This window comes from Pantoea sp. Ap-967 (assembly GCF_011752565.1).
GTDB lineage: Bacteria > Pseudomonadota > Gammaproteobacteria > Pseudomonadales > Pseudomonadaceae > Aquipseudomonas.
Window position 1 is genome coordinate 124487 of record NZ_VWXK01000001.1, and the last position, 13747, is coordinate 138233.

15 protein-coding genes are annotated in these 13747 nt (G+C 57.2%); 2 read left to right on the forward strand and 13 right to left on the reverse strand.

The annotated features are described in order from the left end of the window. Positions 1–8: 8 nt before the first annotated feature. From F3J45_RS00615 to F3J45_RS00635, 5 genes are all read right to left on the reverse strand, one after another. Positions 9–1262, reverse strand: coding sequence for an OprD family porin (locus F3J45_RS00615; RefSeq protein ID WP_167055610.1), 1254 nt, complete (start codon positions 1260–1262; stop codon positions 9–11). 87 nt (positions 1263–1349) lie between these two features. Continuing rightward, the gene (locus F3J45_RS00620; protein ID WP_167055613.1) at positions 1350–2657 is read right to left on the reverse strand and encodes an MFS transporter; all 1308 of its coding nucleotides are present in this window, start codon (positions 2655–2657) and stop codon (positions 1350–1352) included. 82 nt (positions 2658–2739) lie between these two features. Then, a complete protein-coding gene (gene acnA, locus F3J45_RS00625; RefSeq protein WP_167055616.1) occupies positions 2740–5499 on the reverse strand; it encodes an aconitate hydratase AcnA in 2760 nt (919 codons plus the stop codon). Positions 5500–5533: 34 nt separating this feature from the next. Continuing rightward, positions 5534–6340 (reverse strand): amidohydrolase, encoded by an 807-nt coding sequence (locus F3J45_RS00630; protein WP_167055619.1) that lies wholly within the window; start codon positions 6338–6340, stop codon positions 5534–5536. A gap of 160 nt (positions 6341–6500) precedes the next feature. After that, positions 6501–7424, reverse strand: a complete 924-nt coding sequence (locus F3J45_RS00635; RefSeq protein ID WP_167055622.1) for a GntR family transcriptional regulator — start codon at positions 7422–7424, stop codon at positions 6501–6503. A gap of 153 nt (positions 7425–7577) precedes the next feature. On the opposite strand from F3J45_RS00635, the gene prpF reads away from it, so the two are divergent. Further along, entirely contained in the window at positions 7578–8747 is a 1170-nt protein-coding gene (prpF, locus tag F3J45_RS00640) for a 2-methylaconitate cis-trans isomerase PrpF (RefSeq protein WP_167055625.1), read from the forward strand. Between the two features lie 114 nt (positions 8748–8861). Further along, positions 8862–9839, forward strand: coding sequence for an amidohydrolase (locus F3J45_RS00645; RefSeq protein WP_167055628.1), 978 nt, complete (start codon positions 8862–8864; stop codon positions 9837–9839). A 588-nt stretch (positions 9840–10427) separates the two neighbouring features. Here F3J45_RS00645 and F3J45_RS00650 read toward each other — a convergent pair. The 8 genes from F3J45_RS00650 to F3J45_RS00685 all read right to left on the reverse strand — a co-directional run bounded on the left by F3J45_RS00650 (position 10428) and on the right by F3J45_RS00685 (position 13562). Further along, complete coding sequence (locus tag F3J45_RS00650) at positions 10428–10667, reverse strand: hypothetical protein (protein WP_205300335.1); 240 nt, start codon at positions 10665–10667, stop codon at positions 10428–10430. After that, entirely contained in the window at positions 10667–10960 is a 294-nt protein-coding gene (locus tag F3J45_RS00655; protein ID WP_167055634.1) for a hypothetical protein, read from the reverse strand. The genes F3J45_RS00650 and F3J45_RS00655 overlap by 1 nt, the downstream gene beginning before the upstream one ends. 75 nt (positions 10961–11035) lie before the next feature. Beyond that, complete coding sequence (locus F3J45_RS00660; protein ID WP_167055637.1) at positions 11036–11260, reverse strand: hypothetical protein; 225 nt, start codon at positions 11258–11260, stop codon at positions 11036–11038. Between the two features lie 13 nt (positions 11261–11273). Next, positions 11274–11789, reverse strand: a complete 516-nt coding sequence (locus F3J45_RS00665) for a DUF2514 domain-containing protein (protein ID WP_167055640.1) — start codon at positions 11787–11789, stop codon at positions 11274–11276. Continuing rightward, positions 11774–12091 (reverse strand): DUF6527 family protein, encoded by a 318-nt coding sequence (locus F3J45_RS00670; RefSeq protein ID WP_167055643.1) that lies wholly within the window; start codon positions 12089–12091, stop codon positions 11774–11776. Before F3J45_RS00670 ends, F3J45_RS00665 begins: the two co-directional genes overlap by 16 nt. After that, entirely contained in the window at positions 12088–12576 is a 489-nt protein-coding gene (locus F3J45_RS00675) for a glycoside hydrolase family protein (protein ID WP_167055646.1), read from the reverse strand. Before F3J45_RS00675 ends, F3J45_RS00670 begins: the two co-directional genes overlap by 4 nt. A 70-nt stretch (positions 12577–12646) precedes the next feature. Further along, positions 12647–12865 (reverse strand): hypothetical protein, encoded by a 219-nt coding sequence (locus F3J45_RS00680; protein WP_167055649.1) that lies wholly within the window; start codon positions 12863–12865, stop codon positions 12647–12649. 22 nt (positions 12866–12887) lie between these two features. Next, on the reverse strand, positions 12888–13562 hold the full coding sequence (locus F3J45_RS00685) for a hypothetical protein (protein WP_167055652.1): 675 nt from the start codon (positions 13560–13562) through the stop codon (positions 12888–12890). Positions 13563–13747: the final 185 nt, after the last annotated feature.

A 13747-nucleotide genomic window follows, 5' to 3' on the forward strand; every position in this document is an offset into this window, starting at 1 on the left:
CTCCAGAGTCAGAAAATGGGGAGTGTGTAGGTAAGGATCAAACGGTTCTCATCAGCACCGCGGGCGAAACTTGAGCGATAGCTCGCATTACGCCAGCGCACAGCGAGGTTTTTCAGCGATCCAGACTGGAACACGTATTGGATGTCCGTGTTGCGCTCCCACTCGTGACCACTGCCATTGCGGGTAGCGGCCTCCGCTTGGTCACCACGAACATAACGTGTCATGAAGGTAAGGCCAGGCACCCCCATTGCCGCGAAGTTGTAGTCGTAGCGCAGTTGCCAGGACCTTTCACCAGGTTCGGCGAAGTCGTTGATCTGTATGTAGTTGGTCAGGTATGGATCGGTGCCATTGATGTAGGGCATCGACGTGTCGCCATACATTTTTTGCAGGCCCAGACCAAGGGCGTGGCCACCCAGGTTGTAGGTGAACATGCCGGACAGTGCGCGACTGTCGATGGTGCCCCCCAAGGCGCGGCCTTGGTCGCCACTGTCCATGAAGCGTAAGTCGGTTTTCAGAGTGCCTGGTCCAAGCGCGGCGCTGTGATTCAAACCGAGGAAGTGTTGGTCGTAGACCTCTTCGAGCTGAGCGTATTGATAGCTCAGCATCAACGATTTGTTGACCTGGTAGTCGGCGCCTCCAACCCAGAACGCATCGCCCTCGGCATTGCCAGCGAATCGACGGTTCTTGTTGTTCAGTGTGATCGGCACAGCATTTGTGGAATCGCGATCAGTCAATCGGTCAAAGCGCGCAGCGGTGAAGCTGAGGGCATCGAGCTCCTTCACGGTAAGGACGCCCCCCTCGAATGTTTGGGGAAGAATGCGGCCGGTGTTTGCTTGCACTGTTACCAGTTTGGGGATGTGTGTGCCGTATTTGAATTCGCTCTGTGAAATACGGACCTTTCCAGTGAGCCCGAGGCGGCTGAACTCATCTGCCGCACGACCATCGTCATGCGTTGGCAGGAGACCGGAGCCGGTTCGATCGGGACTCGAATCGAGTTTGACTCCAAGCATGGCCAGCGCATCAATGCCGAACCCTACAGTACCTGCGGTGTAACCAGAGCGGGCATCCAGCGTGAAGCCTTGAGCCCATTCTTCGCGTTTGTTTTGCCCTGCCCCATCGCGAAAGTCGCGGTTCACATAGAAGTTCGTCGTTTGAAATGTCAGCTTGCTGTCGTCGATGAAGCCTTCGGCACCGGCGCACGCCACTACCAAAGACGGGGAGACAGCCAGCAGCTTGCGTGCAGTTTTGTTTTTGTTGCGCACGGTTAACTCCAGTGGATCACTGATGTGTTGGGAAGTGTTTTAAAAAAGAGGTGGCGGTAGTCGGAAGCTACCGCCAGGCACATAGCGTCAGGTTTTGATCAGTCGACGCAGAACCAGGGTGAGGGTTGCAGACAGCAGCAACATGCCGCCCATAAACAGAGTGCCCATGGTGAAGGAGCCAGTGACGTCTTTGAGCCAGCCGACCATGAATGGGCCTACAAAGCCACCAAATGTACCAACCGAGTTGATGAAGGCCAGGCCACCAGCAGCCGCGGCACCAGTCAGGAAGCTGGTTGGGATGCTCCAGAAAATCGCTCGAGCAGTCGTGGCGCCGAGCACCGCAACACAGATACCTACCAGGGCTGGTACCAGTTGAGAGAACATCGCGGCTGCACCCATGCCAATAGCGCCCAGAAGGCAGCACAGCATCAGGTTCAGGGTCTTTTTGCCATTGCGGTCCACTTTCTTCGCCCAGAGCAGCATGCCGACGGTGGCAAAAATGTACGGCACCGAAGACAACATTGCAGTGCTGGTTACATCCAACCCATGCGAGCGCAGGATGGTTGGCAGCCAGATGCCAATGCCATAGGAACCCAATACAAAGCCAAACTGAATCAAGGTGAGCAGCAAGACGCGTGGATCTTTCAGAGCACCCAGAAGGTCCTTCTTCTCCTTTTGACGGTTCTCACTAGCGAGCACCTTTTCAAGCGCCTCGCGCTCTTCAGTAGTCAGCCAGTGCGCTTCGGAAGGTTTGTCACGCAACTTGAACAGTACAACGATACCAATCAGCGAAGCAGGCAGGCCTTGAATGATGAACATCCACTGCCAGCCGTGCAGACCACCAAAGCCTTGCATGTTCAGTAGCAGCGCAGAGAAAGGACCACTGATGATCGAAGAAACAGGTACACCCACCATGAACCACGCCAGAATGCGGGTGCGATACTGAGCGGGAAACCAGCAAGCGAGGTAGAAAGCAACGCCCGGGAAGAAGCCAGCTTCGGCGACACCCAGGATGAAACGTGCGAGATAGAAGGTATAGGGACCAATGACGAAAGCCGTGGCAGCTGCGGCGATACCCCAAGTGATCATGATGCGAGCCAGCCAGCGGCGGGCGCCATAGCGGTAGAGCGCCAGGTTGCTGGGGACCTCCAGCAAGCAGTAGCCAGCGAACAGAATACCTGCCCCCCAGCCAAACTGAGTGGCAGTCATGCCGAGATCGGCATTCATGGTCAACGCAGCAAACCCAACGCTGGTGCGGTCGATGTAGTTGAAGACAAAGGCCAGAATTAGCAGTGGCAACATTTGCCACGCGCATTTGTTGACCGCGCGCCGCTGCAATTCTTGTTCGTAGGACGAGGCTTCGCCGGCAGAGGCAGCCTGAAGAGTTACGCTCATTTTGCATCTCCAGGGCGGGCCCAAGGCCCGCCACATTCTTATAATTGATATCTGTGATGAAGCGTCGGGAGAGGCCCCCCCGTTAAAGCTGTGCAGCCTCGGACTGTCGAGTCTTTGCGGCCTGACCTGGCTCAAGCAGGCTGTCGAGGACGTAAGGCAGAATGCCTCCGTTGCGGAAGTAGACCGCCTCAATCGCGGTGTCGATGCGAGCCAGCAGCGCCACATCCAGTTGGCTGCCATCTTTCCGGGTGATGCGCAGGGTTACGTCCTGGCCAGGCTCGACACCCGACTCAATGCCCAGCAAGTCGAAGGACTCAGATCCATCCAGCCCCAACGTGCGTGCGTCGTCCCCTTGCTTGAACTGCAACGGCAGTACGCCGAGACCTGCCAGGTTATTGCGATGAATTCGCTCGAAGCTCTTCGCGATCACAGCGCGAACACCGAGCAGGCGGGTGCCCTTAGCGGCCCAGTCTCGGCTAGAACCTGTGCCGTATTCTTCGCCTGCGAAGATCAGCGCCGGGACGCCTTCTTTCAGGTAGGCCCGAGAAGCTTCGAACAGACCCGTTCGCTCACCCGAAGGCTGCAAAAGCGTATAAGGGCCTTCATCGGCGGCGCCGTCTGCCTTGACTGGCAGCATCTGGTTCTTCAAGCGAACGTTGGCGAAGGTGCCACGGACCATCACCTCAAAGTGTCCACGTCGAGCGCCGTAGGTGTTGAAGTCCTGTGGTTCGACGCCGTGCTCGGCGAGCCAACGGCCTGCGCTTGAGTCTTTTGCGATCGAGCCTGCAGGACTGATGTGGTCAGTCGTAATGGAGTCGCCAAGAATTGCCAGGGCCCGTGCCTTGCGAATCGGCTTTCCAACGTCTTTGGTGTCAAAGAAGTCCGGCTCTGCGGCATAGGTCGAGGCCGGCCAGTTGTAGACCTCACCCGTTGCGGCAGCAATGTTGTTCCACAGATCGTGGTCACGGGTAAGGTCGGCGTACCATTCCTTGTACAGCTTGGGATTGGCAGCCTTGACCGACAGGGCCTTGATTTCATCATTGCTCGGCCACAGATCGCTGAGCATTACTGGCTTACCTTCAGCATCGAAGCCCAGTGGCTCCTTGGTGAGGTCGCAGCGAGTACTACCTGCCAGAGCAAAAGCAATTACCAGGGGCGGACTGGCGAGGAAATTGGCGCGCAGGTTACTGTGAATGCGTGCTTCAAAGTTGCGGTTGCCAGACAGCACCGCACTGCATACCAAGTCTTTACCCACGACAACTTTTTCAAGCGCGGGATTCAGCGGCCCGATATTGCCAACGCACGCGCCGCAACCATAGGCCGCGATGTCGAAACCGAGATCGCTCAAAGGTTGGGTCAAACCGGCATCCTGAAGGTATGCAGTCACCACGCGTGATCCTGGCGTGAAGAGTGTCTTGACCCAAGGCTTGGCCTTCAGGCCACGACGAACTGCATTGCGAGCCAACAAACCTGCAGCGATCAACAGCTCGGGGTTGGAGGTATTGGTGCACGATGTGATCGCCGCTACAAGCACGTCGCCGTGACCGACTTCGTATTCATGCGCTGTGCCAGCCGCGTCAAGTGCACTGACCGGGTAGCGCTCTTCCAATTGCTCTGCGGCCTTGGCATAACCGCCGCTCTTGGCATCCTGCTGCATGACTTCGTCAAAGCGCTGACCGAGCGCGCCGAGTTCGACGCGATCCTGCGGTCGCTTAGGGCCAGAAACACAGGGAATGATGGCATCGAGATCTACGACGATGACCTGGGAATAATCGATGGAGCCGCTTGCCGGCGAACCGAACAAACCTTGGGCCTTGAAGTAGGTACGGATCAGTTCAACCTGCTCTTCGCTTCGCCCGGTTTGAGCGTAGTAATCGAGGGTTTTTTCATCGACGGGGAAGAAGCCGGTGGTTGCTCCGTACTCAGGTGCCATGTTGGCGATGGTGGCGCGGTCGGTTGCGCTCAGCGAGCTAGCGCCCTCACCGAAAAACTCTACCAATTTGCCCACTACTTTCGCGGCGCGCAGGGTCTGGGTGATTTCAAGTACGGCATCAGTGGCTGTTACACCTGGACGCAGTTGACCTTTGAGCTCGACGCCGACGACGTCAGGCATCAGCATGTACACCGGCTGCCCCAGCATGCCGGCTTCAGCTTCGATACCACCCACACCCCAGCCCAGCACGCCGATACCGTTAATCATAGTGGTGTGGCTGTCAGTACCAACAAGGGTATCGGGATAGACAAGACCATCCTTCTCAATCACGCCCTGAGCCAGGTATTCCAGGTTGATCTGGTGGCAAATGCCAATGCCAGGCGGGATGACTTTGAAGGTTTCGAATGCCTGCATCCCCCACTTCATCAGCTCGTAGCGCTCACGGTTACGTCGGAACTCGACTTCCATGTTTTTGCGCAGGGCATTGGGGACGTTGGAAAACTCGGTTTGAACCGAATGGTCGACGACCATGTGAACAGGAACCAGCGGTTCGATAGCCTTCGGATCCGCACCGCGGGCAGCAGCTTGGCTGCGCATCGCTGCCAAGTCGGTCAGTAACGGGATGCCGGTAAAGTCCTGGAGCAGCACGCGGCCTACTACGAATGGGATCTCGTTTTCACGAGGAGCGTTAGGCTTCCAGTTAGCCAGATCGCAGATATGGCTACTCAGCACTTTCTTGCCATCCCGGTTACGCAGAACTGACTCAAGCAGAATGCGGATGACCACAGGAAGCCGGCTCATCGGGCCGAAACCTACCTCTTCAATAGCCTCCAAGGCGTGATAGGCATAGAGGCGTCCATTGGATGTTTCAAACGTCCGCAGGCTTGAGAAAAGGGAGCTCTCGTTCATTTTCGGTTCTCTTCAGGCTAATTCTTGTAAAGGTTTAAAACTGGAACAGGCGCGCAGGCGTTTCCCACAGCACTTGGCGTTGCAGTTCAGCAGTGGGTAACCAGGCTTGGCGTCGCTCAACTTGCAGGGCATAGCTCTCACTGCTTTCGTGCTGAGTGAATGGCCAGTCGCTCGCCCACAGCAGACGGTCCGGCCCAAACGCCTTTATCAATTGGGGGGCGGCCTGATCCGCGATCGTCGGACCAAAACGGAAGGCGCCGGAGAGCTTGAGCCATACAAGTCTGGATTCAGCGGCCTGTAGCAGCCATTGGAAACCCGGAGAGTTGATGCCCAGCTTCGAGTCCGGCATAGCGAAGTGATCGACGACCACGAATACGCCTGAATCGATGAGGGGCTGAACGCTCAACGGCAAACGGTCACAGCGGTCATTGATCTCGATGTGCCAGCCCTGGTCGCGGCAGAAGCCGATGATCTGCCGCCAGGCTGGAGTGCAGAAATCGGGGATGGGCAGATTGCCGGTAAGGTTAATACGTATTCCGACAACACCGGCCTTTGAGTAGTCATCCAGGCGTTTAAAATCAGTGGCAGGGTCAATGGCTACTACGCCCCGCAGTCGACCTTCTGCACGTGCAAGGCATTCGAGCATATAGCTGTTGTCGGTGCCCAAAATGCTCAAGGCGACAAGAACACCGTAATCAGAGCCATGCTGATCTAGCTGTGCAATGTAGTCGGAATACGCCGCGTCGTAGCGGGGCGTGAATCTGCGGCTGTCTACGAAGCTCAGTCCTCGGTGGAAAGCATGAGCATGCGTATCGACGACTGGGTGGGGACTGTTACTCATCAGGCTACCTCTCCATCGGCACATTGTTTATTTTTCGCCGAAAGCGCAATTAGAGTAGATCTGATAAATTGTGTTTGTCAACGCACAAGCGCAGTCAAAGGAATTGGCGGCCCAAAAAAAAGACCGCCATTCGGCGGTCTTCAAGAAAAAACCCGGTACATCAATGGGCTAACAGAGCAGCTGGCTGAGGGTGCTCAAATACTGAGGAAACCGCTTTCTTGCGCCTTGCAGCTTCGATGTGCTGACGCATCAGGCTGGCAGCAAGCAGATTGTCGCCCACCTCTATCGCCGCAAGGATGTCCAGGTGCTCTCGTGCTAGCGCCTGCCGCGGCAGGTCATGGCGAGCTTGACGATACTCGGCAAGCCGACGCATTTGATCCAACCGTCGCAACGTTTGCAATGCGAAGCGGTTACCTGACCAATGAGCGATTGTCTCGTGGAAGCGGGCATTGGATTCAAACCGTTCGATGCTCGTCATCGTCTGGTAACCGCCATCGAGGATCAACTGCTGCTCATGCCTGAGTGCGTGTAGCTGCTCGATGTTCGGGTTGAATCGCGGGCTCAATATGCCTGCAGGCTCAATCGCCAAGCGCAGGCTGTACATGTCGTCGTAAGCCTCCAGAGAGTCGATCATCGGCAAAAAACGCCAGCCGTAACCTACCTCCTTCTCCGCCCAGCCCTCGCTTTGTGCGCGGCTTAGCACCCTGCCAATCTCGGCACGGGAAACATCAAGTAAGCGGGTCAGATCAGCCTCGGTTGCCGAATCTGGCACCTGCCCGTCGAATCTGGCCTCGGCCAATCGCAGGTAGAGCGGGTCGTCGACTTCTTGCAGATGAACCTTCAACGATTGCGGGAGATCGTGCATGTCGCTGTCCAGGTGATAACCCCGGTTTCGGTCATAGCGCATTACCCCTGCGTCCACCAGACATTCCAATGCAACCTTGACCGGCGAGCGGGAGGTTCCAATCAATTTGGCCAGCGTCCATTCCGGTAGGTGTGTGCCGATCGCGATGCGCTCGCGCCGCACGTAATTGACGATTTCCCGCAGTGCCTTGCGCTGGCTGGTGGTGAGGTCGAGGGTCATTTGCTTGATATCAACAGGAGGGTCAGAGGAAGAATATACACAGGCTTGCTCATCTTGTGGCGAGCCGACAGTACGAGGAATTTGGCGCTTGATCTAAAATTGCCTTTGCGCTTCAATAAACGCAAATCATCGTTATCAAGCCGAGGTTTCTCCATGTCCCAGCAGTCCTTCAAGGCCGTTTACATGCGCGGCGGCACCAGCAAGGGCGTGTTCTTCCAACCTGATTGGCTACCGGCAGACCCTGCGCTACGTGAGCGTGTCCTGCTTCGCGTGGTTGGTAGCCCTGACCCTTACGGTCAGCAAATAGACGGCATGGGCGGCGCGACCTCCAGTACCAGCAAAGTGGTTTTGGTATCGCCTTCGGACAGAGAAGATTGCGACGTTGATTATCGCTTCGGCCAGGTCGCCATCGATCGGCCGGTGATCGACTGGTCCGGTAACTGCGGCAACCTGACATCGGCAGTTGGCCTGTTCGCAATCACCCAAGGGCTCATTGATACTCCTCGCGATGGCAAAGCCACTGTGCGTATCTGGCAAGCCAACATCGGGGCAAAGATTGTTGCCCATGTCCCCATGAAAGACGGCGTACCACTTGAGGATGGCGACTTCCAACTGGACGGCGTGTCCTTCCCTGCCGCGGAAGTTGAGCTGGAGTTCATTGACCCAAGTGGTGACGGCGATGCCGAAGGGGCAAGCATGTTTCCTACCGGCAATCCGATCGATGTGTTGGACATTCCCGGTGTTGGTGAGATCCAGGCGACGATGATCAATGCCGGCAACCCAGCTATTTTCATCGGTGCTCATGCCCTTGGGTTGGTAGGGAACGAGCTGCAAGCTCAGGTCAATGGCAACTCGGAACTACTGTCTCGAGCGGAAGCGATCCGAGCCCATGCTGCCGTTCGCATGGGACTTGCAAGCACACCTGAGCAAGCCACTGCCGAACGCCCGCACACGCCCAAGTTATCGTTCGTAGCACCAGCCAGCGCCTACATCGCCTCCAACGGTGAACACATTGCGCCTGAAGGGTTGGACCTGAACGCCCGCATCTTCTCTATGGGCAAGCTTCACCACGCAATGACAGGAACAGGCGCTGTAGCGATCGCCGTCGCATCGGTAATTCCGGGCACCGTACTCAGCGGACTGGTGCCAACCGCTGCCGGCCGTCAGATCCGCTTCGGCCACCCCTCTGGAACCCTGGCTGTGGGCGCTGAAGCACAGGAGGTTCAAGGTGCATGGAAGGTTTCCAAGGCCATCATGAGCCGCTCTGCTCGACGCATCATGAGCGGAGAGGTGCATGTACCTGATAGTGTCCTGAGCAACTAATAACCTCCCCTTCTTCTACGTTCTTTAAGGCCGTACCGCCACTCCACACTCTTGGCGGTCCGGCCTTTTTTGACAGCAACGTCAGTTTTTTCATCATACAAAGGAAACAACAAGATGATCTCAAGACGTAGTGTTCTGCGTGCCGTGCCGGTACTTGCAGGTTTGGCCATCCTCGCCCCACGCTTTGCGTTAGCGGAAATTACCCGTCGCCTGAGTTACACACCCAGTCTGCATAAAGTGCCGCCGCTGGCATGCGACTGCCATGTTCATGTTTTCGACCCAGACCGCTTCCCTTACTCCGAGTCTCGCAGCTATCTGCCGGATAAATCTCCGGTAAGCATTCTGGAACAACATCTGCAAGCGCTTGGAGTGGACCGAGTTGTCATCGTTCAGCCCAGTCCTTACGGCACAGACAATCGCTGCTTGCTTGATGCGCTGGACCAGCTCGGGACGAAGCGGGCACGAGGCGTTGCCGTTATTGATGACGGACTCAGTGAGCAACAACTTCGCATCATGCATGCTGCTGGAGTCCGCGGCGTAAGGGTGAACCTTGAGGTCAAAGGAAACGCTGATCTCGATACGGTCAAAAAAAATCTGGTACACCTGGCCGCGAAAATTTCAAACTTGAACTGGCACATCCAGATGTACGCAAATCTGGAAACCATCAAAGCACTGGCCAGCACCTTACGAGAACTGCCAGTGGACTTTGTGTTTGATCACTATGGACACCTGGATGCAGCTAAGGGCCCCGATCAGGAAGGCTATGCGGAAATGCTCTCTCTTCTCAAGGGCGGACGCATCTATGTGAAATTGTCAGCGCTTTACCGCGTATCTACGCAACCTGACTACTCCGATGTACAACCCTTCGCCAAAGCCCTTATAGCCGCAAGACCGGATCGCTTGCTCTGGGCGAGCGATTTTCCTCACACCATGCCTCCACCGGGTACAACCCGCAGCAAAGACAAGCTCGAATATTTCCGAAATGAAGATAACGGACTGGCTTTGAATCTCCTGAACACATGGATTGCTGATTCAGAGATCCTGAACCAGATCCTTGTGAAGAATCCTGAGCGGCTGTACTGGAATGCATGAGGCCGAATAGCCTGAGGCGGTATGTTTTAATAATGTCGAGTATTAGTGGGCCACCCCGTTCTTAGGGGTGGCAGGACCTCTACTAGGCAGCGACGGCGACTGATCCAGCCCTGCCTGACGAAGCTCTCGCTGAGAGAGCATCACGCCGCGTTGATCCTCAAAATGAGGAATTTCAGCAGGTTCAACAGACCCTGCTGGCCAACACTCGTCAGAAAGTGGAAATTCTCGGTGGGGCAAAAAGTGGGGCAAAAAGTGGGGCAAAAATCACTAAACGAGACAATCGATGAGGCATAAAAAAATCCAGTCACCGCTAAGTGACTGGATCTTTTGGAGTTATATGGTCGGGACGGAGTGATTCGAACACTCGACCCCTTGCACCCCATGCATGCCAAGCCTAGCTAACGGCTTGATAACACAGGATTTCCGGCCCTGCTTTCGCTGCAACGAGGCACAACACGTCCGGACGCATCCTGATGAAGTCACTTCAAAAGTCACTGGCCTTAGCCAGCCTGCCTGCGGCGTCCTGCCGACCGTTTCCCTTCCTTTATATACCCGCTCGCCCGCCGAGCTTAAACCTGCTCGCCAACCTCAACCAGCCGCGCCTTCAGCAGGCTCCACCCCGGGCGCCCCTTCAAGTTCCGAAAGCGCCCACAGCCTGGCAGCCTCAACCATTTCCAGCATTTCCACCAGGTCGCCCTCACCCATCACCTGGCGCCGGCGAGCGGCATAGGCCATCTCATTGAGCACAGCCGCCCGGCCATCAGGATCGCTGACCAGCGAGAAGTGATCGTTGAGCTCGTCGAGCCAGGCCTGCGGTATCCCGGCCATCATATTGTCCTACACCACCACGACTGCGCGTACAGCACACCGTCGACCTCCTCGAAACCGGTGATGTTCATCCCCAGCGTGGCCATGCCGTTGACGCAGGCGTCGTGCAGCCGCGGGATGATGTCGCCGCTTGGGGTCGGGTTGAACACCCAGGCCTCGATGCATGGGCGGCCGAGTACCTTGCTGTTGCCATACTCGATGTGCACGTCGGCCCGCAGCGGCTGGACCTTGCTTAGCTTTTCAGCAGGGATGGCAACGCCGCGCTCGCGGCGGCGGACGAGAAGGAAATACATGGCGCACCAATACTGTATATAGATACAGTATCGTATCGGACTAGCGCACCACCAGGCAATCGCCGCTCAGCGGTATCAGTGGAGAGGCGGCAGGTCCTTGCCGCGAGCCTTAGCCATGACACGCAGCTGGTAATCGGATACTGCCTGGAAAAGCGACTCGGCCAAGAGGCGAAGGCGCTCCACCTCTTCCTGTGGCTGGCCCGCCGCCTCGGCCTCATGGTACCGCCGCATGGCATCGACAGCCTGCTGGATCAGCGGCTCGCCGGCTTCGACCATTCCGATGAAAGTGCGCTTCTCCACGGCTATGCCCCGATCACTTGGTCAGAGCATTATAGGACGCCTCGCAGAGCTGGCCGGCTACTCGGGCTTGGTCATAAGCCTTCGCCAGCTCTCCCGCTCGTTCATCAGCCCGTGCGAGCAGGTCGGAGAGCACCATTGCGGCGCGGGTGGCTGCCTGGCCTCGGGCGACAGCGGCGGTATCCGTGCCGGGGCAACTGACGGTGGCGGCGAGCTTTCCGGCTTCGTCGCGCAGCCGCTGGCGAGCAGTATCGGCACCAGCAGCGCCAGCATCAGCAATCGTTCGTTCTTCCTGGGCATGGGCTCTTGCCTCCTCCTGCGCCTGAGCGCGTCGTTGTTCTTCCTGGCGGGCGCCACGCTCACCAATCACCTCGGCCAGGCGGTCGCCGCTGTCTCGTTCTGCTGATGCCTGGGCGGCGTCGGCCCGCTCCACTGCTCGGCCGTGCTGGTACACGCCCCAGTAGGATGCGAGCAGAAGCAGGAGCCCTAGACTGCGCAGCGGCGCGCCATATCTCACTACCAGTTGTTCCATGCTGCCTCCCATTCGGGCAGATCGACCGTCTGGCCAGCCAAGGCGTGGGTGCTGTCGACCAGGTACTGGATGCGCCCGTCAGTGACGAACGAGTGGCAGACAGTCTCCTTGCTGCCCAGCCGGTACCGAGACAGAACGGACGGGGTAAAGGTGGGCGCCTCAGCATTGCCGTTGTAGCCCCAGCGCGGGCCGTTGCCCGCTCCTACGTTCAGGCTATGCGGAGGCTTGCACCCATTGCAGAAGAACCAGAGCGAGCCATCCTCGGCCTGGCCCAGGCAGCGGCCGATCGTCTTGATCGTCATGCCAGCACCCCGCCTAACTTGCGCCACTGCGCCAGCAGCTTCTCCAGCTGGTGCGGGTTTTGGCCGTAAGCGTTGCCCGGGAAGCTGGCCCAGATGTTCGAGCACTTGGCGATGGCCTGCTGAATACGCCCAGCCTTGATGTCGTCCAGCGCACGGCACTCGCGGACCTGTTGCAGGGCCACACGATCCTGGTTCTCTGGCGTGAAGCCACCCTGCAGGCGAAGGCTGACTCGGTAGGCGTCCCAGTACCGCTCAAGCAACTGGTACCGCCCAGCCGCCGTGCTGGTGACCGGCTTGCCGTTGATAGGGAAAGTCAGCTTGCGCCGCGGGTGATCCTGGTAGCCGGTGAACAGGCCGCGCCCGTAGAGCACGTTGTAGCCGTCATCGCTGCCCGCCACGGGCGAAGTGCCCTCTGAAAAGGCGATCAGATCCAGGAAGCGGAGCACATTGGCCCCGCCGGCCTGGACCTCGTTAAGTCGAGCCATTGGATTCTCCAGGCAAAAAGAAGCCCGCGCTAGGCGGGCCTGGGTGGTCTCTAGCGGAATCAGGGTCTGCCTATTCCGGTGCCTGCTCTTCCACAGGCTCGGCTGGGTCAGCCACGGTGATGTCCACCTTGGCGGTGTACTCCTTCAGCACCTGGGCGATGTAGACCTGGGCCGATGGGAACTGCGCCAGGATCTCACGAGCGCGGGCGTCTGCCTGCTCCTGCGTGGCATAACGGATCTTGTTGGCTACGTCGAAGTCATTGTTCATATTGACGGCGATAAATGGCATATCGTTGCCCTCCAGGGCTAAGTTAGTGTCCGCTGACATCTATACACATTAAAGTTGGGGGTTGCATTGCAGGCGAAGCAGGCGGCGGCGGAACTCCACCGCCACCCACAGGCCGAGAGAGTATGGGGCTTTCACCAACACCGTATGTTGTTGGGCCAACTGTCACACCGTATGAAAACATTACCATATACGGTATTCCGGCCTGAGCAGCACCAACGATCCGCTTGGGAAAATTACCAATTCCAGCTGCGTAATTTGCCGATGGCCCAGGCCAGTTCTTCGTCACTCCATTGCCAGCTCCGCGAACGATATCAACTGGCCGCAAAATTTTTGCGCCAGAGTCATAGGTTAGAGTTCCGGCAGAGTTGAAGGTTTGAAAACCGTCATTAGTAAATGGCATATCTTGGTCGGCATATGCGTAAATCCTTATAACTGCAGTGGTCGAGCACCTGAACCTCCAAGTGGTGCCCACCTTTGACATAAGGGCAATGAAGATCGGGGTATCGCACGCGAAGAAGACCGCGCCAACGTGGGCGGCAATCCCAACGTCGAAGTAATACGGCGTTGCAACGAAGGGCGTGCTCAACGTCCCGAACGGGCCCGCGAAGTCCTGGCGATGAGCAATCGTTGATAGCCGAAAGTCAGAGTCGATCTGGAATAGGCCATTATCAAATACAGACTGGAAGCCAATCGTCATTAGAATGTTCCTACCCAGATGACTACGGATCGCCTTGGCACATTCGCCCCCTGAAAGACCCAATCCACAAATCCCCACGACACAGTAGTTCCACTGATCGACACATTTGGGTAGGCGTAGAGATTCGACAAATCAATATCCGCAGAGTTGTCAGACACAAAAAAGAATGGCTCGCCACCAATACC

Bases quoted from the DNA above. Each gene is read 5' to 3' on its own strand.
- F3J45_RS00670 (WP_167055643.1), bottom strand. From the start codon at position 12,091: ATGACGATCAAGACGATCGGCCGCTGCCTGGGCCAGGCCGAGGATGGC.
- acnA (WP_167055616.1), bottom strand. From the start codon at position 5,499: ATGAACGAGAGCTCCCTTTTCTCAAGCCTGCGGACGTTTGAAACATCC.
- F3J45_RS00650 (WP_205300335.1), bottom strand. From the start codon at position 10,667: ATGGCCGGGATACCGCAGGCCTGGCTCGACGAGCTCAACGATCACTTC.
- F3J45_RS00665 (WP_167055640.1), bottom strand. From the start codon at position 11,789: ATGGAACAACTGGTAGTGAGATATGGCGCGCCGCTGCGCAGTCTAGGG.
- F3J45_RS00635 (WP_167055622.1), bottom strand. From the start codon at position 7,424: ATGACCCTCGACCTCACCACCAGCCAGCGCAAGGCACTGCGGGAAATC.
- F3J45_RS00675 (WP_167055646.1), bottom strand. From the start codon at position 12,576: ATGGCTCGACTTAACGAGGTCCAGGCCGGCGGGGCCAATGTGCTCCGC.
- F3J45_RS00655 (WP_167055634.1), bottom strand. From the start codon at position 10,960: ATGTATTTCCTTCTCGTCCGCCGCCGCGAGCGCGGCGTTGCCATCCCT.
- F3J45_RS00685 (WP_167055652.1), bottom strand. From the start codon at position 13,562: ATGACGATTGGCTTCCAGTCTGTATTTGATAATGGCCTATTCCAGATC.
- F3J45_RS00645 (WP_167055628.1), top strand. From the start codon at position 8,862: ATGATCTCAAGACGTAGTGTTCTGCGTGCCGTGCCGGTACTTGCAGGT.
- F3J45_RS00630 (WP_167055619.1), bottom strand. From the start codon at position 6,340: ATGAGTAACAGTCCCCACCCAGTCGTCGATACGCATGCTCATGCTTTC.
- F3J45_RS00620 (WP_167055613.1), bottom strand. From the start codon at position 2,657: ATGAGCGTAACTCTTCAGGCTGCCTCTGCCGGCGAAGCCTCGTCCTAC.
- prpF (WP_167055625.1), top strand. From the start codon at position 7,578: ATGTCCCAGCAGTCCTTCAAGGCCGTTTACATGCGCGGCGGCACCAGC.
- F3J45_RS00680 (WP_167055649.1), bottom strand. From the start codon at position 12,865: ATGCCATTTATCGCCGTCAATATGAACAATGACTTCGACGTAGCCAAC.